We start from the raw sequence: 21,303 nt of genomic DNA on the forward strand, positions 1-21,303 counted from the left end.
GGTTTAATCATCCTTTTTTCTCTTTTTCGGATTCCATAAATACGATTTCGTATGTTCCAGCCAGGCTCTGGCGGCAAAGGACATATAGCGGTCCTTCCGCCAAATAATGGCTAAATGCCACGGAATGACCGGATGTACGAGCGGAATGGTGCTGACTTTCTCAGGATCAAGACCGCGGCAGATTCTTTCCGGCAGCAGGCCGATGCCAAGATTGGCCGATACCATTTCACTGATAAAGTCCCACTGTGACGTTTCATAAATGACGTGCGGTCTGAATCCGGCTTTCACACATTCCGTCATAATTCGATTATGAAGGACAAAATCCTCCCTGAAAAATATGAAAGGCTCGTCTTTCAATTCGTGCAGACTGCATTCTTTCTCGTCAGCAAGCCGATGTGACGGATGGACGACGAGCATAAGGGTTTCCTTTACAATTGTAAATGTATGAAAAATCTCTTCATTCGCGGGAAGCACGACAACGCCGATATCAAGCGAGCCGTCCTCCACCCCTTGCTGCACTTTAATAGAGCCGTCTTCTACAAGCTGAAACGTCACATCGGGATATGTGACGCGGAAGTCACCGAGCACCCTCGGGAAAAAGCCGGACCCGATCATCGGCGGAAGTCCGATGCGGACATGCCCTTTCTTCACTTCCATAATATCATTCAGCTCTGACGTCAGGTTTTGGAATGACTTTGTGATTTCCTGCGCCTGCACATACATGCTCTGTCCGGCGTCCGTCAGTTCAACCTGCCGGCCATTGCGGTAAAAGAGCTTGATGCCGAGCTCCGTCTCCAGGTTTTTAATCATTTTTGAGATGGTCGGCTGCGAAACATACAGCGACTGCGAAGCCTTCGTAAAGCTTTTCAAACGGGCCACCTCTAAGAAATACGTTAAGTGCCGGATGTCCATTTCATTTCATCCTTTCTATAGACAAAAGGAATAGATATTATTCTTTATATATATTTTACCTATAGCAAAACCTTATGTACAATATAAATATAAGGGAGGCATCATGATGAAAAAATTGCTGCTTACCGTTATTCAAATCGCTCTGCTGTTTATATTTGCGCGTCTGATCAATTGGGTCACGGCGGCTCTTCATATAAATATTCCCGGCAGTATAATCGGGATTGTGATTCTTTTCACATTATTGCATTTCAAGATTATCAAGCTTGAATGGATTGAGCTTGGCGCAGCATGGCTCCTTGGCGAGCTGCTGTTGTTTTTCATCCCGTCTGCCGTCGGAGTGATTGAATACGGAGATATTATGTCTAAATTCGGCGTAAGCATTTTACTTGTCGTCGTCATCAGCACATTTGTTGTGATGGTTTCAACAGGTACGCTTACACAGCTTATAGCAAAAAGAAAGGAGAAAAAACAAACGTGTTCATCGGAATCTTAAGTTTATTCTTAACTGTTTTGGTGTATTTAGGAGCGAAAAAACTCTACATTCGATTTCCGCGGGTGTATACCTCGCCGCTTCTGGTTACGCCCGCCGTTTTGGTCGGACTGCTGCTGCTTGTCAATGTCCCGTATCAGACATACAATCTCGGCGGCGGAGTGCTGACCGATATGCTTCAGCCGGCCACAGTGGCGTTCGCGATCCCGCTTTATAAATATTTCCCGATTTTAAAGAAATACGCCGTGGAAATTATTTTGAACGTGGCGGTCGGTTCATGTATCGCCATTCTGTCAACGGCCTTTATCGCGAAATGGTTCCATCTCGGCAGCAGCTTAGTCGACAGTCTCGTACCGAGATCCGTGACGACGCCGATTGCCATGAACGTATCAGAAATGATCGGCGGCATGCCGGCCGTTACAGCGGTTTTTGTCATTTTAACGGCTTTACTGGGAACGATCATCGGGCCGATGGTCATCCGCTATTTCCGCATTGATAACGAAATTGCCCGGGGCGTGCTGCTCGGAACAAGCGCGCACGGAGCGGGAACATCTAAAGCATTTGAGCTCAGCTCCGTATCAGGAACGATCTCAAGCGTGTCCATGATTCTCGCCGCGATTATGACGCTGTGCGCGGCCCCGATTTTGCTTTCGTTTATGTCATAAAAGACTGCTCCTTACAGAGCGGTCTTTTTTTTGGCCGTAAGAATTGTTTTGTCCGTCCTTCATAAAAAGACGAAAACACGATATGATAAGACATGAAGTGAAAAGACTGAAGAACGGATGTGTCATATGAACGGCCAGCAGCGAAGCAGCATCAGAAAAGGACTTGAAGTCGATATCGTCCTGAAAGCCGACCAGCGTTCAGGGAAGCTGACGAGAGGAATCGTGAAAGATATTTTGACAAACTCAAGCTTCCACCCGCGCGGCATTAAGGTTCGCCTAGAAGACGGACGAATCGGCCGGGTGCAGCAAATTATTGAATAGAAAAAAGGCCGGGGTTCACGCCCGGCTTTTTTTTTTTGTTTTCATAACTAAAATCAATAATTATTCTCCCCTTTTACAAAAAATGTACAGCTAACTATTGACTCTTACGTTGCGTAATACTTTAGAGTAGCAATTGAGGAGGTGGAAAAAGTGACGGGTATGAAAGTAAAAGAAGTAGCTGAACTGATTGGAGTAAGCATCCGTACTCTCCATCATTACGATCAAATTGGATTATTGACTCCTAAAGAAACCACTGATTCCGGTTATCGGCTTTATTCTGATGAGAATCTTGAACAGCTGCAACAGATATTATTTTTCAAGGAGCTCGATTTTTCCTTAAAAGAGATTAAAGAAATCATTAATAGTCCTTCATTTAACCGAAGGGAGGCATTACTATTACAAAAGAAAATGTTGATTGAGAAACGAAATAGAGTAGACAAGATGATTGAAACCATAGATAAATCAATCAAACATATCAAGGGAGAAATCTCCATGACAAACAAAGAGAGGTTTGAAGGTATTCACTTTAAGCATAATCTTTATGAACAAGAAGCTCGCAAACGGTGGGGCGATCAACCCGTCGATGAGGTAAATATAAGATTGAAAAACATGACTGATGACGAGCAAAAAGATTTATCTGATAAGTGGACTGCAATGTTCAATACATTTGCACTTCTTATTAATCAATCCCCGAAGTCTCCAGAAGTACAAACAGCTATCAAAGAATGGTTTGATTTTCTAAATGAGAATTTTGGTGAATATTCTTTTGATGCCTTTTATGGATTAGGTCAACTCTATATTGAAGATACACGCTTCACTAAAAACATCGATCAGTATGGTGAAGGGTTGGCGAAGCTTATGAGTGATGCCATTAAATTTTTTATAGACAGTCAAAAAAAAGGGTGATACCAATTAAAATCATTATGGAGGATACAATTAGGCAATACGAAAAGTTATTTTCAATGACTGAAAATAGAGAAGATTACTATCGATATTCAATGATGAAACCTTTTGAAGACATGTGGAAACAGATTAATGTTCCCTTAAAGGCAAAGCACCCTAACGGATATGATGTAATAGTAGCGACAAATATGATGGGCTATCTGAGCGTAACGGAAACGGAAACCGGCAGAAAAGCATTAGAGAACCTAAAAGAAATTCAAGCTCATCAGATTGCATTTGACACTTTAACTCATTGTGTTGAATTTATCGAACAAAACAACTTAAAAATAAATGCTGATGAAATAAGATTTGGGATGTATCTAGCTAATCAAAAAAAGCTTGAATTACATAAAGGATATTGTGGATTTGGAGGAATTCCAGGGTTTATTCAAATTTGTATATTTCCCAATTCATATAATATACCAAGACTGCCCGCTGTCATTGCTCATGAATTTCATCATAATATTCGTTTTTCATATTTCAATTGGGATTATGGGAACGTAACGGTCGGTGATTACTTAATTATAGAGGGGTTAGCAGAATCATTTGCCAAAGAACTTTACGGAGAAACGCTTTTAGGTCCTTGGGTTACTTCCTTTGAAAAAGAAGACCTAGAATACTCAAAAGAAATCTTCAAAGACTCATTACATATTAAAGGATTTGATGAGGTCAGCAGTTACATGTTTGGTGACACTTTTGCAGCTCAACAAGGTTATCAGCCTGTTGGCTTATCACCATTTGCAGGCTATGCGGTAGGCTACCAGGCTGTGCAATCCTTCATGAAAGCCAACAATGTGGGGATAAGAGAGGCCACCTTACTTGATACGGATGAGATACTAAGTAATAGCGGACTGTTTCTTTAATAACGTTTGGACAGTAAGAAAGTCATTATTATTTTGGCCCAATTTAAAGCGACGGAGGAGGGGTTTCTTTTCCCTCTCTCCACGCTATAAACGATAATCCTATTTTTTCCGCAAGAAAACGACCTTCAAATAGTTCCCTTCTTTAAACGCGGGTATCGTTTTAAAATCCTCCGGAAGCGTATATTCTTCCAAAATGTCGTAACTCTCGTTTGTTTCTTTAAAGGCAGCCTCTATAAAGCCTTTAAATTTCTTCATGTTGAAGGCGCTGCTGTTTGTCGATGCAACGATGATGCCGTTTTTCGCGGTGATGGCGATCGTTTCCTTCAGCAGGTTTTTATAATCTTTCGCCGCGCTGAACGTCCGTTTTTTTGTGCGGGCGAAAGAAGGCGGATCAAGGATGATGAGGTCAAATGCCAGCCCTTTTTTCTCCGCATAGCCGAAGTATTTGAATACATCCATAACCTTAATGTCATGCGCCTCATAATCAATTCCGTTGGCGCTGAACTGTTCAATCGTTTTTGCCAGGCTGCGGTTGGCGACATCGACGCTTGTCGTTTTCTCTGCTCCTCCAAGCGCCGCCGCAACGGAAAATGCTCCCGTATAAGAGAACGTATTCAGCACCCGTCTGCCGTTTGCATACTTGTCCCGAATCGCTTTGCGCACATGACGCTGGTCTAAGAAAATGCCCGTCATCGCCCCGTCGTTTAAATCCACAGCGTACTGTATCCCGTTTTCTTGAACAATGACCGGAAAATCTCCTCTTTCGCCTTTGACAAAATCGTCGTCTTCCACATATTGTCCGGCGGTATCAAACCGTTTCTTTTCGTAGATCGCCTTATAAGACAGCTCCAGCCCGTCAATCGCCTCAATCAAACTGTCCTTATATGCGTAAATGCCTTTGCTGTACCATTGAATCAGCAGATAACCGTCATAGAAGTCAATCGTGACGCCGCCGATGCCGTCGCCCTCACCGTTGAAAAGACGGAACGCCGTTGTATCAGACGCCTTAAACAGATGGGCCCTTGCTTCAGCCGCTTTTTTCAGCTTGTCCAGAAAGAAACGTCCGTCGATCCGTTCATCTCTCGCACGGGACAGCACCCAGCCGACTCCTTTATTCTGCAAACCGTAATAGCCTTTCCCGATAAATTCGCCCTTCTCGGATGTCACATCAAAAAGATCGCCCTCTGTTAAGTGAGCCGAGCTTCCGGACAGAGCGTCTTTTTCAATCAGGGGGAATCCTTTTTTCAGCTTTCCGGCAAATGTATCTTTCACTGTAAGTAGCTTCATTGTGCATTCCTCTTTCGTTTTGCTTTCTCTTATCGTACCATAAAACATGCATTGTCCCGAAAAATTCAAAACAGGGGGAAAACCATGACAGCCAAAAGAATCGACCATACAGGCATTATGGTCAAAGATATTGAAACATCCATCGCCTTTTATCAAGACGTTCTCGGTATGACGTTAAAGGACCGGATCACCCATACAAACGGCATTATTGAACTCGCCTTTCTCGGATTTCAGGAAGGGCCCGAGACAGAGATTGAATTGATCCAAGGTTACAGCAGCGAGCTTCCCGCAGAAGGAAAAGTGCATCATATCGCTTTATTAACTGAAGATATCGCAGCGGAATTCACGCATGCGAAACGTCAGGGCGCCGTATTTATTGATGAAGAAATCACGACGCTTCCCAACGGATACCGCTACTTTTACATTGAAGGACCTGACGGCGAATGGATTGAATTTTTCCAGCGTTAAAAAAACGGGCGGAAGCGCCCGTTTTTTATGTTTCTTCTGTGCCGTTTTGCGCCGCTTCCCGTTCCTCTCTCCATTTTTGAAGATCCCAAATTCTGAAAAACGGATAATAAATGATAAATGTAATCAGGAGGTTGATCAGCTGCATCACCGAACCGGAGATTTTCCCGCCTGTCGCCAGATAACCTGAAATCAGCGGCGGCATCGTCCATGGCACGGCGATTCCCGCCGGTTTTGCCACCATCCCCGTGCTCATCCCAATGTACGTCGCCGTAATGGTCAAGAGCGGCGCGATGATAAAAGGCACGATTAACAGCGGATTCATGACGAGCGGCATTCCGAAAATAATCGGTTCGTTAATGTTAAATATCGCAGGCCCGATACCGAGACGGCCGAGCTGTTTCATCTGTTTGCTTCTGGAGCGCACAAGCATGGTCAGCACAAGGGCCAGCGTCGCTCCGCTTCCGCCGACATTAATCCATATTTGAAAGAACTGTGTCGTAAAAATGCTCGGCAGCGCTTCTCCCGCTTGAAAAGCCAAACGGTTGGCGTCCATCGCCCCGTACCAGATCGGTGACATGACCCCGCCGATAATGGATGCGCCGTGTATGCCGCAGGACCAAAGCAGCATTTGCACGAATTCGGCGACGAGGCTTCCGCCGAGACTCCCGCCTAAAATAGACAGCGGGGTGCCCAGCAGGTCGCCTACGACATTGTGGAGGCTTTTAAATGGAGTCATTTCAATAAACAGACGGGCCAACCAAACAAGCGTAATAATAAAGAAACCGGGAATGAGCGCGACGAACGATTTGCTGACCGCAGGCGGCACTCCGTCAGGCATCTTAATGACGATATTTCTTTGGATGATAAATCGGTACACTTCCGTAGACAGCATTGCAATGATCATCGCGACAAACAGACCTTTGCTTCCGAGCAGCGAAATCGGGATGCCGCCTCCCACCATAATCTCTGTTGCCGAGCCGTCAGGAATAAACGGAATCTGATACGGCGTCGCCAATAAAAAGGCAGCAAGGGCAATGGCTCCCGACGACAGGGCATCCACCTCATAGCTTTCCGCAAGCCGGTAAGCTATTCCAAAGGCGGCGACGAGCGCCATAATGTCAAAGGACGCATTCACCGGATACCCGAGCTTTTCAACCCAATGTTCACCGAAAAGACCCGCCATAAAATCGGCGTAACCGGGAATCGGGAGACTCGTCAGAATCAGAAAAACCGATCCGATAATAATAAGCGGCATAGACAGAATAATGCCGTCACGCAAAGCTCTTAAGTGCCTTTGACCGGCGACTTTTCCGGCGACAGGCATGATTTTTTCTTCCATTACCCGATTGAACGTACTCATTTATCAAAAAACCCCCTTTTTGAGTTCATTGCGCAGATATCTTATTGCATTTTCTTCATCATATTTTGAAAGCGTTTACATTTGCATACAGAAATTTTCCTTTCCCCTTAGGAAAAAAAGAATTCCGCACTGCCGATATATAAAGAAAAAAGGGGGAACCACGATGCATCACATCCTAAAACCGATAACGGCCGCTGCCTTGTGCGTCAGCCTGTTTTCCGCCGCGGCGCCAGCGCACGCCGAGACGCACGACCGGGACGTTATCGTAGTGTACAAAAATCAAAACGGCAAGGAATCCGCCATAGACAGCGGAGCGGATGTGGAACAGACCTATCAGCATCTCCCGGCAGTCGCCGTGTCGGCCGATTCGCAAACGGTGAAAGACCTGAAGCAAGATCCTGACATCTTATATGTAGAAGACAATGTACCCTTTCAGGCAGCAGGCGGCTCTGATGTACACCTGTTATCAGCGGCTCCAAGCAGCAGTTACGTGCTGCCGCAATGGGATATAGAACCGACTCAGGTCAAGCAGGCCTGGAAAGAAGGCTTGACGGGAAAAAAAGTGAAAGTGGCTGTCATTGACAGCGGGATTTATCCTCATGATGACCTTTCCATTGCGGGAGGCTATTCCGCAGTCAGCTATACATCCTCATACAAAGATGACAACGGACACGGTACGCATGTCGCCGGAATCATTGCGGCCAAGCATGACGGATACGGCATTGATGGCATCGCGCCGGATGTCCGGTTATATGCGGTTAAAGCTTTGGATCGAAAAGGTGCGGGAGATCTTAAAAGCCTTCTTAAAGCGATCGACTGGTCAATCGCCAATAAAATGGACATCATCAATATGAGTCTCGGAACAAACGCAGACAGCAAAATTCTTCACGACGCCGTCGACAAAGCATACAAAAAAGGAATCGTGATCGTAGCCGCCGCAGGAAATGACGGCAACAAAAAACCCGTCAATTATCCGGGCGCCTACAGCAGCGTAACGGCAGTCTCAGCGTCAACCGAAACAAACGGGCTTGCGGCGTTTTCCACGACCGGAAAACAAATTGAATTCGCCGCACCCGGCACCAATATAACAAGCACTTACCTGAATCAAATGTATGCAACGGCGGACGGGACCTCTCAAGCCGCGCCGCACGTCACCGGCATGTTCGCGCTGCTCAAGCAGAAATATCCGGAGGAAACAAATACGCAGCTCCGACAGCAGATGCAGCAAAACGTCAAAGACCTGGGCGCTCCCGGACGTGACAGCCAATTCGGTTACGGGCTGGTGCAATATTATACGAACCAAAAGAGTTTTGCCGAACGGGCCGTCATAAAAGCGGAAAAAACGAAAAAGCAGGCAGATATCAATCAAGCAAAAACGTCGGTCAGCAAACTTCCCAAGTCAAAGGGAAAAACCGCACTTGAGACGCGAATCAATAAAGTTCAAGCCGCAAGAAATGTGACGGATGCAAGAGACAAAGTCCGGACTGCCGAAAAACAAAAGAAAAAAAACGCCGTCAATGCCGCCCAAAGCGCCATCCGCAAATTAGCGGCCGGCTCAGAGAAAAAAGGGCTGCAAAAGCGGCTTGATGCTGTCAACTCAGGCCTTTTGAAAACAGCCGAAGCCAGCGTCAAGCAGGCGGAAAAAAAGACCTCTGAGACCAACGCCGCCAAAGCAAAAAAAGCAGTCAGCGAGCTCCAGCCGGGAAAAGAAAAAACCGCCCTGGAAAAACGGCTTGACAGGATAAAAGATAAGATCAACCGGAAGCAAGCAAGAGACAAAGTGAAAACGGCCGAAAAAACCAAAACGAAAAAGGCAAAATCAGCGGCACAAACGGCGGTCAGCCGGCTGAAGCCGTCTGCCGAAAAGACCGGTCTGCAAAAACGTGTGCGCGCGATCCGGGTGAAACATTAAAAAACGCTTATGAGCCGGATAACGGCTTCACAAGCGTTTTCATCACACCTGCCTATTGGTTCATAGCCGGGCGGTCGATCGTGTTCCATTTCGTAAAGGACATATAACGGAAATAATGATCACGGTACGGGTGCGCGGTACCTGTATTCCAAGGCTTGTCTCCTCCGCAGAAATGGACGATGGCCGGCTCGGCACGTGTTTCTCTGTATCGTATACGGTCAATCAGTTCAGGAGGCGTTTTCTCATTCATGATAATATGCGTCTGCGCATTCCAGCGCGGATGCAGTTCATGCCATTGATCATATAAGATCGCGTTAAGCGCGTCCTGATCATGAAATACGAGAAAATCCTCCGAACTGTTTTCATTGATAAAATCAATCACCTTTTCGGAAATATTTTGTTTTCTCCAAGGTTCGAAATCTATAATCATAATGCCGGAATTAAAATATTTGGCAGTATCGCTGATATTCATTTTTTTCAGTCTGTCATGCTGTCCGGCATCTTCTACCGCCGCAACAATTGCCGGGGAAATATTCAAATCCCATAGAGCTGAAATATCTTCCATCACAATCGCATCGCAATCAATGTAGATCATCCGCTTCACAGACTCATCCTTAATTAAATCAGGAATGGAAATGCGGTAATAAGCCGCTTTTGTAATGTGGCTGCTTTCGACGGCATGCTTGTATTGATCAGCATCCACTTCTAAAAATTCAAGCGGCGCTCCGAATGACGTCGCAGTCTGTTCAAGCTTGTCCTTGTTTTCGGCAGTAATTCCGCCGTCGATTACATATAATTTCGCATCCCTTGTTTTATCCATATTCATCAATAAAGAAGCGAACATCCCACCCAAATGACGAGCATAATGATCATCGGCACATGATACGATATGCATTGTTTCATTCTTTCCCACTGATATTCATCTCCCTTTTTGTTGTACAAATGTCTTTCCCTTTTTTTAAAAAGTAAACCTTGATCTCACACATTTTTTTGCGCGGGAATGTGCTGTTTACGATTTGATATTCGCTTTCTCTGTACAATTTATTTCTGATTTGAAATCAGGAAAGGGGAAATGATTTTAGCGAAAACAATCGTCAGAATGTACCACGGCAGGAAATCGGCGGGTGCGGCGGAGTCAAAGCGAACGGGGAGAAAACGGGAGCCCTTCATACCGTTATTACCGCAGGAAACGGCGTAACAATCCGGGGAGGCAAGCGATGCACGTAAACGGATAAACAACAGCCGGACTGCTCATAAAAGCGGTCCGGCTGTTTGTAATGCTAATCGACTTCTTTCTTAATCCCAAGCATTTTTTCGTCTAAATAATGGGCGATTTCCGCCGCTTCCTTCAGCTCGTCGGTCAGATGCTTCGGGACTTCGTTATTCAATTTATAATAAATTTTATGCTCAAGACTCGCCCAAAAATCCATGGCGATGGTGCGGATTTGGATTTCCGCCTTCACATATTCCACACGATTCGTCAAATAAACGGGAATTTCAATAATCAAATGCAGGCTGCGGTAGCCGTTCGGCTTCGGATGTTTGATATAATCCTTCACCTTCACAATTTTCAGGTCCTTATGCTGCTTCAAAACCTCAGCGACATTATAAATATCGGAAATAAAGGAACAGATAATCCTGACACCCGCGATATCATGAATATGCTCTTTCATTTCCTGCGTCGTCACATCGCAGCCTTTGCGCATCAGTTTGTTGACGATGCTCTCAAAACTTTTCACGCGTGATTTTGTATGCTCGATCGGGTTATGCCCGTGAATCAGATTATATTCCTGGCTGATGATAGAAAACTTCGTATCCAGCTCATCTAAAGCAAATTTATAAACTAATAATTCATTTTTCCAATCTTCCATAACTGTTTTTAAATCATCCATATGGGCTGTTGACAAGTCCATTTTTTTCATCTCCTTGCTTTGCTGTCCACGTATTAGACGGGTCGGTCCGCAGTGAGGTTCTTTACAAAATCGTGAAGATTATTTCATAAAAAAAAAAAGCAAATGCCGGTTATGGCACTTGCTTTTTTAATTGATCAGCGGAAATAACTGATCAGGAGTCCGATTGAAAGCAGGAATCCGAAGAATGTATTGGTTTGCGCTGTTGATTTCATCGCAATAATCATGTTCATCGGCATTTCGTTTTTCACAAAGCCTTTCACGGCCTGAATCGGTTTCGGCACGCTCAAAAAGACCAGGAACAGCCACGGACTTGTGTACCCCATGATGACAAGACCGACGATCCAAATGTAAGCAATGGCAAAGGATGCGGCCAGTATTATGACGGCTCCTCTATGCCCCATCAAAATCGCCAGCGTTTTACGTCCGCCCTTTTTATCTTCTTCAATATCACGGATATTGTTGGACAGGTTAATCGCTCCGACCAATATGGCGATCGGAATGGAAATCAAAATGCTCTGTTCATTAACTTCGCCTGTCTGAATAAAGAAAGAAATAAGGACAAATACAGATCCCATGCAAATGCCGGAGAACAGTTCCCCGAACGGTGTATACGCAATCGGCAGCGGGCCGCCCGTATACAGGTAGCCGATCAGCATGCCGGCAAGACCGATTGCCGCAAGCCACCAGCTGCTGCTCATGCAGATATAAACACCGAGCACGAGGGCGATCGCATAAGAGCCGAGCGCCAGCTGCAGAATTGTTTTCGGCTTCATGCCGTGGCGGACGATCGCTCCGCCGATACCGACGGAATCCTCCGTATCTAAACCGCGTTTAAAATCGTAATATTCATTGAATAAGTTCGTGGCGATCTGAATCCAAAGGCAGGAAAACAGCATGGCCAAAAACAGCAGGAAATCAACCTTTACGTAAAACATCGCCAATACGGTGCCGAGAAGTACGGGCACAAACGATGCCGTCAATGTATGAGGGCGGGTTAACTGCCACAAAATACGGCCCATGCTTTCTTTTTCAGGCGTCTTTTGGCTGCCTCCCATATTGTTTTGATTCATTTTCCTCTTCCTTTCTATTAAAAGGCTTTCACAGTCAGCCGATAACAGTAGTGTTGAATTGGGGTTTTCATGTTTTCTGCTACCTTATCTATCATAATAATTTCTTCCTCATTTCACAAGATGCGGCGCTTTATCAGCTTTCCTGCCGGAAACGGCTTTTCGCCCTTCTCCATTGGGATTCGGCACAAGCCGGCGCAAGAAAAAGCCGGCAAATTTTTTTTACCTCATTTATATTTTCGATAAGTTAAAAATCCCGCCTGCACAGCGCTTTTTTAGTATGATCTTTCGCCAATTTTTACATGCGTGTTTTCCAGCCTTTTGTTTCTCATTCATTTTTAAGGAAATTTTAAGCTTAGGATATTAGACATATTTTGAAACTTTTTGTTAATCTAATCGTCATATACTGGTGTAATTATTGAATACGCGGGAAGGAATTTAACATGATGCAAAAATTAAAACGTGCTTATGAAAATACATTGGTCAAATGGACGTTTCATACAGGATTTTATTTTCTGATATTAGTATTGCTCTTTTGGATGTATGGTTTTCATACAGCAAATACCGGCACTTATATTTACAACGATTTCTAATCGGGGAGGATAACTATGAAACTACTTGATGCTATAAAAACATACGCAGACGTCAAGCCTCAGGCCGAAGCGTTTCGTTCCTTAGATCATTCCCTCACTTACGGGGAATTATGGGATTTGTCGGAGCGGGTCGCGTCCGGCATTCAAAAACATACGGCTGACGGTTCGAAAACGCCTGTTCTGGTTTACGGACATATGGAGCCGAATATGATCGTTTCTTTCTTAGGAAGCGTCAAAGCGGGCCGCCCTTACATCCCTGTCGATGTATCCATTCCGGCGGAGCGGATCGTCAAAATCATTGAAAGCTCAGGCGCAGAGCTGCTCATCAGCGTATCGGGCGATGCAGTCGATACGGGAAGCAATCTGATTAAAACCGTTACACCCGAAGAACTTGCAGCTGACGGAGATGCAGACCTCAGCCGTGAGAACTGGGTAAAAGAGCTGGACACTTTTTACATTATCTACACGTCCGGCAGCACGGGAAATCCGAAGGGCGTGCAAATATCAGCTGATAACCTGCAAAGCTTCACTGACTGGATCTGCAGGGATTTTCCTGTGGGCGAAGGCAAGACATTCTTAAACCAAGCTCCGTTTTCTTTTGATTTGTCTGTCATGGATATTTTCCCGTCACTTCAAACGGGCGGTACGCTGCACTGCGTAACGAAAGACAAAATCAATAAGCCGAAAGTATTATTCGAAGAGCTGGAGAAATCCAAACTGAACGTCTGGACATCGACTCCGTCTTTCGTCCAAATGTGCCTGATGGACCCCGGCTTTACGCAGGAGCTCCTGCCTGACGCAGAAGTATTTATGTTTTGCGGAGAAGCCCTTCCGGCTGCCGTGGCGCAGGAACTGTTAAACCGTTTTCCGAAGGCCCGCGTATTCAATACATACGGCCCGACTGAAACAACGGTTGCCGTCACCTCTGTTGAGATTACGCAGCAGGTCATCGATGAAAACGAATCTCTGCCCGTCGGTTTTGCAAAACCCGATATGAATATCTTCATCATGGATGAAAACGGGAATAAGCTTCCGGACGGAGAAAAAGGGGAAATCATCATCGCCGGCCCGAGCGTGAGCAAAGGCTATCTCGGAGAGCCGTCTCTGACGGAAAAAGCGTTTTTCTCTGTTGACGGACAGTGGGCATATCATACGGGTGATGCCGGTTATGCTCAAGAAGGTCAGATTTTCTGCCAAGGACGCCTTGATTTCCAGATTAAGCTTCACGGCTACCGCATGGAACTTGAAGAAATCGAAGTCCATGTAAGGCAGTCTCAATATGTACGCTCAGCGGTTGTCATCCCGTATCAGCCTAACGGAACTGTGGAATATCTAATTGCCGCCATCGTGCCTGAAAAACATGATTTTGAAAAAGAATTCCAGCTGACAAGCGCCATTAAGAAAGAACTGGCCGCTTCGCTTCCGGCCTACATGATTCCGAGAAAATTCATTTATCAGGATCACATTCAAATGACTGCGAACGGAAAAATCGACCGTAAACGCATTGGCGAAGAGGTTCTTGTATGACGCCTTACAGCTCGTTTTTCTTCTTTATCTTACTTGGAATCCTTCTCTTGCCGACGATTATTTTAGGGCTGAACGGCAAGAGATTCCAAGGATACAACATGTTTATATCCATCATCGTATTGGCTTTGATTTTCTCGCATGATCTGCACGGCGTAATCGCATTATGTATCTTTACGCTCTGGCAGGTGCTTTTAATCAGGGGGTATCTCGCTTACAGACTGAAAGCCAACAGCGGCTTTGTCTTCAGCATGGCCGTGATCGCGTCCATTTTACCCCTGTTTTTATCTAAATTATGGCCGTTTTTCTTTCCGCCGGCGCCTCATCATCCGGTTCAAAACCTGATCAGTTTCTTAGGGATTTCTTATTTGACATTTAAAGGCGTCCAGCTGATCATGGAAACGAGAGACGGGCTGATTAAAGAAAAAATGCCTATACACCGTCTTTTGTACTTTATTATGTTTTTCCCGACCATTTCTTCCGGTCCGATCGACAGATACCGCAGATTTGCCAAGGACGAACAGAAAGTATGGTCAAAGGAAGAATACGCTGATTTATTGTATACCGGCATTCATAAAATTTTTATCGGTTTCTTGTACAAATTCATTATCGGATATGCGATTAACACGTACTTCATTATGAATCTGTCTCATATCACCCACAGCAAACTGTGGGGTAATGTGCTGTACATGTACGGATACAGCTTGTACCTGTTTTTTGATTTTGCGGGTTACACGATGTTTGCCGTCGGTGTCAGCTACATTATGGGTATCAAATCTCCGGAAAACTTTAATAAGCCGTTTATCAGCAGAAACATTAAAGACTTCTGGAACCGCTGGCACATGTCCTTATCCTTTTGGTTCAGAGACTACGTATTTATGCGCTTTGTATTCTGGATGACAAAGAAAAAATGGATAAAGAACCGGATGGCCGTCTCGAACATCGGGTATTTCCTGCTGTTCATGCTGATGGGCGTCTGGCATGGACTTGCCCTGCAATATATTGTGTACGGACTGTACCACGCCGTGTTAATGACAGGGTATAACTTTTTTGAGAAGTGGAATAAGAAATACAAGTGGCTGCCTGCCAACCGTTTTACGGCCTTTTTAGCCATTGTCATCACATTCCATTTCGTATGTTTCGGATTTTATATTTTCTCAGGAAAACCATTTCATCATCACTAAAGGAGATTGAAAACACATGGAATTTAAACAAGAAGTATTGGACGTATTAGCGGAAGTTTGTCAGGAGGACGTTGTTAAAGAAAATCCTGATATTGAAATCTTTGAAGAAGGACTGCTTGATTCTTTCGGAACTGTAGAGCTGCTTGTTGCCATTGAAAACCGTTTCGGCATTACAGTGCCCATCACTGAATTTGACCGTGACGAATGGAACACGCCAAACAACATTGTAAACAAACTGACTGAGTTGAAGTAAATGAAAAAGCGTTTCTTTGGACCTATTATTTTAGCGTTTGTCCTGTTTGTCGGAGCTATCGCAGTTCCGGCTTCATGGCTTACGCGCTTCATACCTGAAAAACGTGTCGAAGAGTCGGCAGCGGCCCTAAACCCGAATATGTTCCAAGGGCTCTATCTGCAAAACAAAATGTTCGAAGACTCGAAGTATCTGCCGATTTTCGGTTCTTCCGAGCTTTCAAGACTGGATGAGTTTCATCCGTCCAACTATTTTCAAGTGAACAACCAAGGCTTTACGCCTTATCTTGTCGGAAAAGGCGGTTCGCAATCTTTAATTCATGCCATAAATTTTGCCGCTCATGCTGACCAGCTTAAAGGCAGAAAGATGGTATTTATTGTATCACCGCAATGGTTTACAAAACACGGTTCAAATGAGCAGCATTTTGCTCCTAATTTCTCATCATTACAAGCTCTTGACTTGGCTTTTAATCACAGCATTGAGCCAAAACTGAAAAAACAAATGATGAAGCGTATGCTGCACTACAAAGTTGTCAAGAACGATGCAGTCCTGTCTGAACTGTATAAAGCATCTGTCAAAGGTCAGACTTGGAAAGTAAACGCATTAACACCGGCTGCGAAGCTTTATTATAATATCTTAGAAAAGAAGGATCTTTATTATTCGATAGAAGAGCCGCAAGGACCAAAGCGTTACATTAATAACAATTTAAAGGGAAAATCCTGGTCTCAGCTTGAAAAACTTGCTGCTCAATATGGTAAAGATCACTCCCGTTCTAATCCGTTTTTCATAGACGATTCTGTTTATAAAACGATCAAGAACAAAGTGCCTAAAGCCAAAGGTTCAAACAAAGGCAGAACATACGCCTATAAAAAGTCACTGGAGTTCAGCGATTTTGAAGATATGCTTAATATTCTGAAGGATGCCGGGGCTAAGCCGATGTTCGTCGTCATTCCCGTAAATGGGAAGTTTTACGATTACACCGATTTCCCGAAAAAAGGCCGGACTGATTACTACAAGAAAGTCACAAAGCAAATTAAAGCGAAGGGCTTTCAGGTTGCCGACTTATCCGGTCACGAATATGATCCGTACTTTATGAAAGACACCATCCATATCGCCTGGAAGGGCTGGGTGTACGTCGATAAAGCGATGGAGCAGTTTTACAAAACCGGCAAGGTGACGGTTCACTGAGCATGGTGATGATCGAATACGGAAAAAACGAACACGCAGGGGGCATTTCTCCCCTGCTTTTTATGTGATTTGATTTTTTCACAAATTTGAGGAAAACTATTGCGAATATTTGTTGAAGGTATACAATAGAATATAAATTATTTTCAAATAAGTTTGACAATAACACCAATAGGGAGACAGAACATTATGAAACAAGACATTCGTGTTGAATTGACTTCAGCCAAAAAACCGAAACCGGACCCCCATGACCTCGCGTTCGGCAGAATTTTCACAGACCATATGTTTGTCATGGATTACGACGCCGATCAAGGCTGGTACGATCCGAGAATTATCCCTTATCAGCCCGTCTCAATGGATCCTGCGGCTATGGTTTATCATTACGGGCAAACCGTTTTCGAAGGGCTTAAAGCGTACGTAACGAAGGATCAGGAGGTGCTTCTGTTCAGACCAGAGAAAAATATGGAGCGCCTGAATCAGTCAAATGACCGCCTTTGCATCCCGCTCATTGATGAAGAGCTTGTTCTTGAAGGCCTGAAGCAGCTCGTAGCCATCGACAAAGACTGGATTCCGAAAGCGGAAGGCACTTCCCTTTACATCCGTCCGTTTATCATTGCGACCGAGCCTTTCCTCGGTGTAGCGGCATCCCATACGTACAAGCTTTTTATCATTCTTTCGCCGGTCGGCTCTTATTACAAAGAAGGCATTAAACCGGTGAAAATCGCCGTAGAAAATGAATTCGTGCGCGCCGTCAAAGGCGGTACGGGAAACGCGAAAACGGCCGGCAACTACGCATCAAGCCTGAAGGCGCAGCAGGTTGCGGAAGAGAAAGGCTTTTCTCAGGTGTTATGGCTCGACGGCATTGAAAAAAAATACATTGAAGAAGTCGGCAGCATGAACATCTTTTTCAAAATCAGCGGCGAGATCGTGACGCCGGAGCTGAACGGAAGCATTCTTGAAGGAATTACGAGAAATTCCGTCATCGCCCTTCTCAAACATTGGGGACTGACTGTGTCTGAGCGGAAAATTTCTATCGACGAAGTCATTCAGGCGCATCGTGACGGCCGCTTGGAAGAAACATTCGGAACCGGTACGGCGGCAGTCATTTCACCGGTCGGCGAATTGATCTGGAATGATGAAAGTCTTGTCATCGGCAGCGGTGAAACCGGAGAGATCTCGAAGAAATTGTATGATACCATTACAGGCATTCAAAAAGGCGCGGAGGCCGACGTGTTCGGCTGGACGACGGAAGTCGCCTCATTAAGCAAATCAAAATAAACAAAAAACCCGGAAATGAATCCGGGTTTTTTTGGTGCTTTTATGCTTCAATCGACTTAAAGAAATGAGGCAGATGTTCTTTGTGCGCCTCAATCATTTCATCCAGAATGGCCTTTGCCACAGTGTCTGACGGGACGAGAGGGTTGATCGTCATCGCGAGAAGCGCCGTTTGATAATCTCCCGTGACGGCTGCTTCAGCGGCGACACGCTCAAAGGACTTGATTTGCTGGACGAGGCCGCGGACAGACACCGGCAGATCACCGACGGCGATCGGTTTCGGACCGTCTTTCGTTATGACACAGTTCACTTCGACCGCTGAATCACTCGGGATGCTGGCGATTGCGCCGCTGTTTATTGTATTGACGGGCTGGATATCATGTTTGTCGTTATAGATGGAGCTGATCAGGTTGCAGGCCGCGTCACTGTAGTACGCCCCGCCTCGTTTTTCAAGCTGCGGCGGTTTGATGGCGAGATTCGGGTCTTTATACAGTTCGAACAGTTCTTTCTCAACCTTCTGCACGACCTCGGCGCGTGTGCCCTCCGTTTGAGACGCTTCTATTTCGTGCTCGAGCATTTCTTTCGTTTTGAAATAATAGCGGTGGTAGCCGCAAGGAATCAGATCAAGCGCCTTCAGGAACTCAGGCTCCCATTCCGCCCCGGAAATGTTTTTCATCGTCATGGCGTTTTCCGGATCTCCCATGGCTTCAATGACTTTATCCTTCACGCTGATGCCGTCTAAGAAAACATCTAATCCGAAGACCATGTGATTCAGCCCGGCAAATTGCACTTCAATCCGGCTGACATCCACATCCAATGCTTTTGCGACGCCCATTTTAATGCCGATCGGCACATTGCAGAGACCGACGACTTTTGTCAGATTCGAGTAGCGGAGCAGAGCTTCGGTGACCATGCCGGCAGGGTTTGTAAAGTTCACAAGCCATGCATTCGGACAAAGCTCTTCGATGTCTTTCGCGATGTCCAGAATGACCGGAATGGTGCGCAGCCCTTTGAATAAACCGCCCGGACCGTTTGTCTCCTGGCCGATTACGCCGTATTTTAACGGAATCCGTTCATCTTTGGCGCGGGCCTCAAGAAGGCCGACGCGGAATTGAGTCGTCACGAAGTCTGCATCCTTCAAGGCTTCTCTGCGGTCAAGCGTCAGGTGGATTTCTATCGGAAGCCCCGCTTTTTCGACCATGCGTTTTGCAAGCGTGCCGACGATATTGAGTTTTTTCTCGCCTTCGGGAATGTCGACGAGCCATAATTCTCTGACAGGCAGTTCATCATAGCGTTTGATTATGCCCTCTACAAGCTCCGGCGTATAACTTGAACCTCCGCCGATCGTTACGATTTTAATTCCTTTTGTCATATTGTTGCTCCCCCTTGCAGACTCACTTTTTCATAAATCGCGACTAACTCTGCGGCCAAATCTTTCACGGTCATGGCATTCATTAAGTGATCTTGCGCATGTACCATCAAAAGCGTCATGTCTGTTTTTTCTCCGCCGGCTTCGTTTTGGATCAATTCTGTCTGATAATGATGGGCTTCTGTCAGTTCCCTTGCGGCTTCCTGAAGCTTTTTTTCCGCCAGGGCTCTGTCTCCCTGCTTTGCGGCGGCTATGGCTTCCATTGAGGCGCTTCTGCCGTTTCCGCCATGCAGGATGATCTGAAAAATGGTCTGTTCCATTTTCTCATTCATGTGTTTCACTCCCTTTCTCTACAGCACGGCTGTTTCGTCTCCCTGTACGGCTGACGCCTGCGATTGTTCAAGTTCGTTTTCTTCTTTCAGCTTTTGTGAATCCCACATTCTGAAGAACGGGTAGTACACGATAAAGGCTGTGATGATATTAATCGCCTGCATGACAGCCCCTGATATTTTTCCGCCTGTGGCAAGATATCCGGAAAAAATCGGCGGCATCGTCCATGGGACGGCAATGCCGGCAGGTTTGGCGACGAGGCCGGTGCTCATGCCGATATAGGTCAGTGTCAGTGTGACGAGCGGTGTGATGATGAACGGGATGAGAAGCATCGGGTTCATGACGATCGGCATTCCGAAAATAATCGGCTCATTAATATTAAAGATGGCCGGCCCGATGGCGAGTTTCCCAAGCTGCTTCATCTGTTTGCTTCGGGCGCGGAGAAACATGGTGACCACGAGCGCCAGTGTCGCGCCGCTTCCGCCGATGTTAATCCAGATTTCAAAGAACTGCTGGGTAAAAATATTCGGAAGCGCATCGCCCGCCTGAAAAGCAACCCGGTTCGCATCCATCGCTCCGTACCAGATCGGCGCCATAACGCCGCCGACAATATTTGCTCCGTGTAACCCGCACGCCCACAAGAGCATTTGAACCGCTTCAGCTATCAGGCTTCCGCCGAGACTTCCGCCGAGAATCGAGAGCGGCGTCCCCAGTAAAACGCTTACAATATTATGAAGACTCTCAAATGGCGTCGCTTCGACAATTAAACGCGCGCCCCAGATCAGAAAGATAACGGCAAAGCCGGGAATTAAAGCGACAAACGATTTGCTGACCGCCGGAGGCACGCCGTCCGGCATTTTAAATACGAAATTCCGCTGTATGATCAGGCGGTAAATCTCCGTTGACAGCATGGCGATGATCATCGCGACAAACAGCCCTTTGCTTCCCATGAGAGAAAGCGGAATGCCGCCGCCCACCATGATTTCCTCCTTAGCGCCTGCAGGCAGAAACGGCACTTTGTACGGCGTTGCCAAAAGAAACGCCGCCAGAGATATCGCACCGGCCGATAAAGCGTCTACCCCATATTTTTCGGCCAGGCGATAGGCGATCCCGAAAGCGGCGACAAGACCCATGATTTCAAAGGTCGCATCAACCGGATATTGCAGTTTTTGAGACCACGAGCTTCCGAACGTATTAGCCATGAAATCCGCATATCCCGGAATCGGCAGGTTGCCGATGATCAGAAAAAATGAACCGATGATAATAAGAGGCATGGTGAGGATGATCCCGTCCCGCAATGCTTGCAGATGCCGCTGAGAGGCAATTTTTCCGGCAATGGGCATGACTTTCTCTTCTAAAAACTGATTCACCTTATTCACACGGCCCGCCCCTT

The 21,303-nt window shown here is 45.9% G+C and carries 22 protein-coding genes; 13 read left to right on the forward strand and 9 right to left on the reverse strand.

All coding sequences use genetic code 11. The annotated features are described in order from the left end of the window. Window positions 1-3: 3 nt before the first annotated feature. Complete coding sequence (gene cidR, locus MHH91_RS19385; protein ID WP_013354046.1) at window positions 4-912, reverse strand: cidABC operon transcriptional activator CidR; 909 nt, start codon at window positions 910-912, stop codon at window positions 4-6. A gap of 106 nt (window positions 913-1,018) precedes the next feature. On the opposite strand from cidR, the gene MHH91_RS19390 reads away from it, so the two are divergent. The 5 genes from MHH91_RS19390 (at window position 1,019) to MHH91_RS19410 (ending at window position 4,193) form a co-directional block, all read left to right on the forward strand. Then, complete coding sequence (locus MHH91_RS19390; RefSeq protein ID WP_007407725.1) at window positions 1,019-1,405, forward strand: CidA/LrgA family holin-like protein; 387 nt, start codon at window positions 1,019-1,021, stop codon at window positions 1,403-1,405. After that, the gene (locus tag MHH91_RS19395; protein ID WP_013354048.1) at window positions 1,387-2,067 is read left to right on the forward strand and encodes a CidB/LrgB family autolysis modulator; all 681 of its coding nucleotides are present in this window, start codon (window positions 1,387-1,389) and stop codon (window positions 2,065-2,067) included. Before MHH91_RS19390 ends, MHH91_RS19395 begins: the two co-directional genes overlap by 19 nt. A gap of 126 nt (window positions 2,068-2,193) precedes the next feature. After that, window positions 2,194-2,388 carry a YwbE family protein gene (locus MHH91_RS19400; RefSeq protein ID WP_014471213.1) on the forward strand — a complete coding sequence of 65 codons (195 nt, stop codon included), beginning with the start codon at window positions 2,194-2,196 and terminating at the stop codon, window positions 2,386-2,388. 159 nt (window positions 2,389-2,547) lie between these two features. Next, window positions 2,548-3,294: a MerR family transcriptional regulator gene (locus tag MHH91_RS19405; protein ID WP_038463304.1), complete on the forward strand. Its 747-nt coding sequence runs from the start codon at window positions 2,548-2,550 to the stop codon at window positions 3,292-3,294. Window positions 3,295-3,311: 17 nt separating this feature from the next. Next, window positions 3,312-4,193, forward strand: coding sequence for a DUF2268 domain-containing protein (locus MHH91_RS19410; RefSeq protein ID WP_013354051.1), 882 nt, complete (start codon window positions 3,312-3,314; stop codon window positions 4,191-4,193). A 99-nt stretch (window positions 4,194-4,292) separates the two neighbouring features. On the opposite strand, the gene MHH91_RS19415 is transcribed toward MHH91_RS19410, so the two are convergent. Next, window positions 4,293-5,480, reverse strand: coding sequence for a class I SAM-dependent rRNA methyltransferase (locus MHH91_RS19415; RefSeq protein ID WP_014471214.1), 1,188 nt, complete (start codon window positions 5,478-5,480; stop codon window positions 4,293-4,295). Between the two features lie 84 nt (window positions 5,481-5,564). Here MHH91_RS19415 and MHH91_RS19420 point away from each other — a divergent pair, with 84 nt between their 5' ends. Further along, window positions 5,565-5,948, forward strand: a complete 384-nt coding sequence (locus MHH91_RS19420) for a VOC family protein (RefSeq protein WP_013354053.1) — start codon at window positions 5,565-5,567, stop codon at window positions 5,946-5,948. Between the two features lie 25 nt (window positions 5,949-5,973). Here MHH91_RS19420 and celB read toward each other — a convergent pair whose 3' ends face one another. Beyond that, window positions 5,974-7,308, reverse strand: coding sequence for a PTS cellobiose transporter subunit IIC (gene celB, locus MHH91_RS19425; protein ID WP_013354054.1), 1,335 nt, complete (start codon window positions 7,306-7,308; stop codon window positions 5,974-5,976). Window positions 7,309-7,471: 163 nt separating this feature from the next. Here celB and MHH91_RS19430 point away from each other — a divergent pair, with 163 nt between their 5' ends. Continuing rightward, window positions 7,472-9,220: a S8 family peptidase gene (locus MHH91_RS19430; protein WP_013354055.1), complete on the forward strand. Its 1,749-nt coding sequence runs from the start codon at window positions 7,472-7,474 to the stop codon at window positions 9,218-9,220. A 52-nt stretch (window positions 9,221-9,272) separates the two neighbouring features. Here the strand turns inward: MHH91_RS19430 and MHH91_RS19435 are convergent, their stop codons facing one another. The 3 genes from MHH91_RS19435 to MHH91_RS19445 form a co-directional block, all read right to left on the reverse strand. Then, window positions 9,273-10,133 (reverse strand): glycosyltransferase family 8 protein, encoded by an 861-nt coding sequence (locus MHH91_RS19435; protein ID WP_014471216.1) that lies wholly within the window; start codon window positions 10,131-10,133, stop codon window positions 9,273-9,275. 367 nt (window positions 10,134-10,500) lie between these two features. Beyond that, window positions 10,501-11,133 (reverse strand): GTP pyrophosphokinase, encoded by a 633-nt coding sequence (locus MHH91_RS19440; protein WP_013354057.1) that lies wholly within the window; start codon window positions 11,131-11,133, stop codon window positions 10,501-10,503. A gap of 134 nt (window positions 11,134-11,267) precedes the next feature. Next, window positions 11,268-12,203: a 1,4-dihydroxy-2-naphthoate polyprenyltransferase gene (locus MHH91_RS19445; protein WP_013354058.1), complete on the reverse strand. Its 936-nt coding sequence runs from the start codon at window positions 12,201-12,203 to the stop codon at window positions 11,268-11,270. A gap of 440 nt (window positions 12,204-12,643) precedes the next feature. Between MHH91_RS19445 and MHH91_RS19450 the strand changes: the two genes are divergently transcribed. The 6 genes from MHH91_RS19450 (at window position 12,644) to MHH91_RS19475 (ending at window position 18,214) form a co-directional block, all read left to right on the forward strand. Further along, the gene (locus tag MHH91_RS19450) at window positions 12,644-12,793 is read left to right on the forward strand and encodes a teichoic acid D-Ala incorporation-associated protein DltX (RefSeq protein WP_013354059.1); all 150 of its coding nucleotides are present in this window, start codon (window positions 12,644-12,646) and stop codon (window positions 12,791-12,793) included. Window positions 12,794-12,808: 15 nt separating this feature from the next. Continuing rightward, window positions 12,809-14,320, forward strand: coding sequence for a D-alanine--poly(phosphoribitol) ligase subunit DltA (gene dltA / locus MHH91_RS19455; RefSeq protein WP_014471218.1), 1,512 nt, complete (start codon window positions 12,809-12,811; stop codon window positions 14,318-14,320). Next, window positions 14,317-15,501, forward strand: a complete 1,185-nt coding sequence (gene dltB / locus MHH91_RS19460; protein WP_013354061.1) for a D-alanyl-lipoteichoic acid biosynthesis protein DltB — start codon at window positions 14,317-14,319, stop codon at window positions 15,499-15,501. The genes dltA and dltB overlap by 4 nt, the downstream gene beginning before the upstream one ends. A 16-nt stretch (window positions 15,502-15,517) precedes the next feature. Beyond that, window positions 15,518-15,754 carry a D-alanine--poly(phosphoribitol) ligase subunit 2 gene (dltC, locus tag MHH91_RS19465; protein ID WP_013354062.1) on the forward strand — a complete coding sequence of 79 codons (237 nt, stop codon included), beginning with the start codon at window positions 15,518-15,520 and terminating at the stop codon, window positions 15,752-15,754. Next, window positions 15,755-16,939: a D-alanyl-lipoteichoic acid biosynthesis protein DltD gene (dltD, locus tag MHH91_RS19470; protein WP_013354063.1), complete on the forward strand. Its 1,185-nt coding sequence runs from the start codon at window positions 15,755-15,757 to the stop codon at window positions 16,937-16,939. It begins immediately after the preceding gene. A gap of 183 nt (window positions 16,940-17,122) precedes the next feature. After that, entirely contained in the window at window positions 17,123-18,214 is a 1,092-nt protein-coding gene (locus MHH91_RS19475) for a branched-chain amino acid aminotransferase (protein ID WP_041481746.1), read from the forward strand. A gap of 40 nt (window positions 18,215-18,254) precedes the next feature. On the opposite strand, the gene licH is transcribed toward MHH91_RS19475, so the two are convergent. Genes licH through licC form a run of 3 tightly spaced genes read right to left on the reverse strand, consistent with a single transcriptional unit; the run spans window position 18,255 to window position 21,289 of the window. Beyond that, entirely contained in the window at window positions 18,255-19,583 is a 1,329-nt protein-coding gene (gene licH / locus MHH91_RS19480) for a 6-phospho-beta-glucosidase LicH (protein ID WP_014471219.1), read from the reverse strand. Further along, a complete protein-coding gene (gene licA / locus MHH91_RS19485; protein WP_013354066.1) occupies window positions 19,580-19,912 on the reverse strand; it encodes a PTS lichenan transporter subunit IIA in 333 nt (110 codons plus the stop codon). The genes licH and licA overlap by 4 nt, the downstream gene beginning before the upstream one ends. Window positions 19,913-19,930: 18 nt before the next feature. After that, the gene (licC, locus tag MHH91_RS19490; RefSeq protein ID WP_014471220.1) at window positions 19,931-21,289 is read right to left on the reverse strand and encodes a PTS lichenan transporter subunit IIC; all 1,359 of its coding nucleotides are present in this window, start codon (window positions 21,287-21,289) and stop codon (window positions 19,931-19,933) included. Between the last annotated feature and the right edge of the window lie 14 nt (window positions 21,290-21,303).

The organism is Bacillus sp. FSL K6-2819, assembly GCF_038008305.1.
Classification (GTDB): domain Bacteria; phylum Bacillota; class Bacilli; order Bacillales; family Bacillaceae; genus Bacillus; species Bacillus amyloliquefaciens.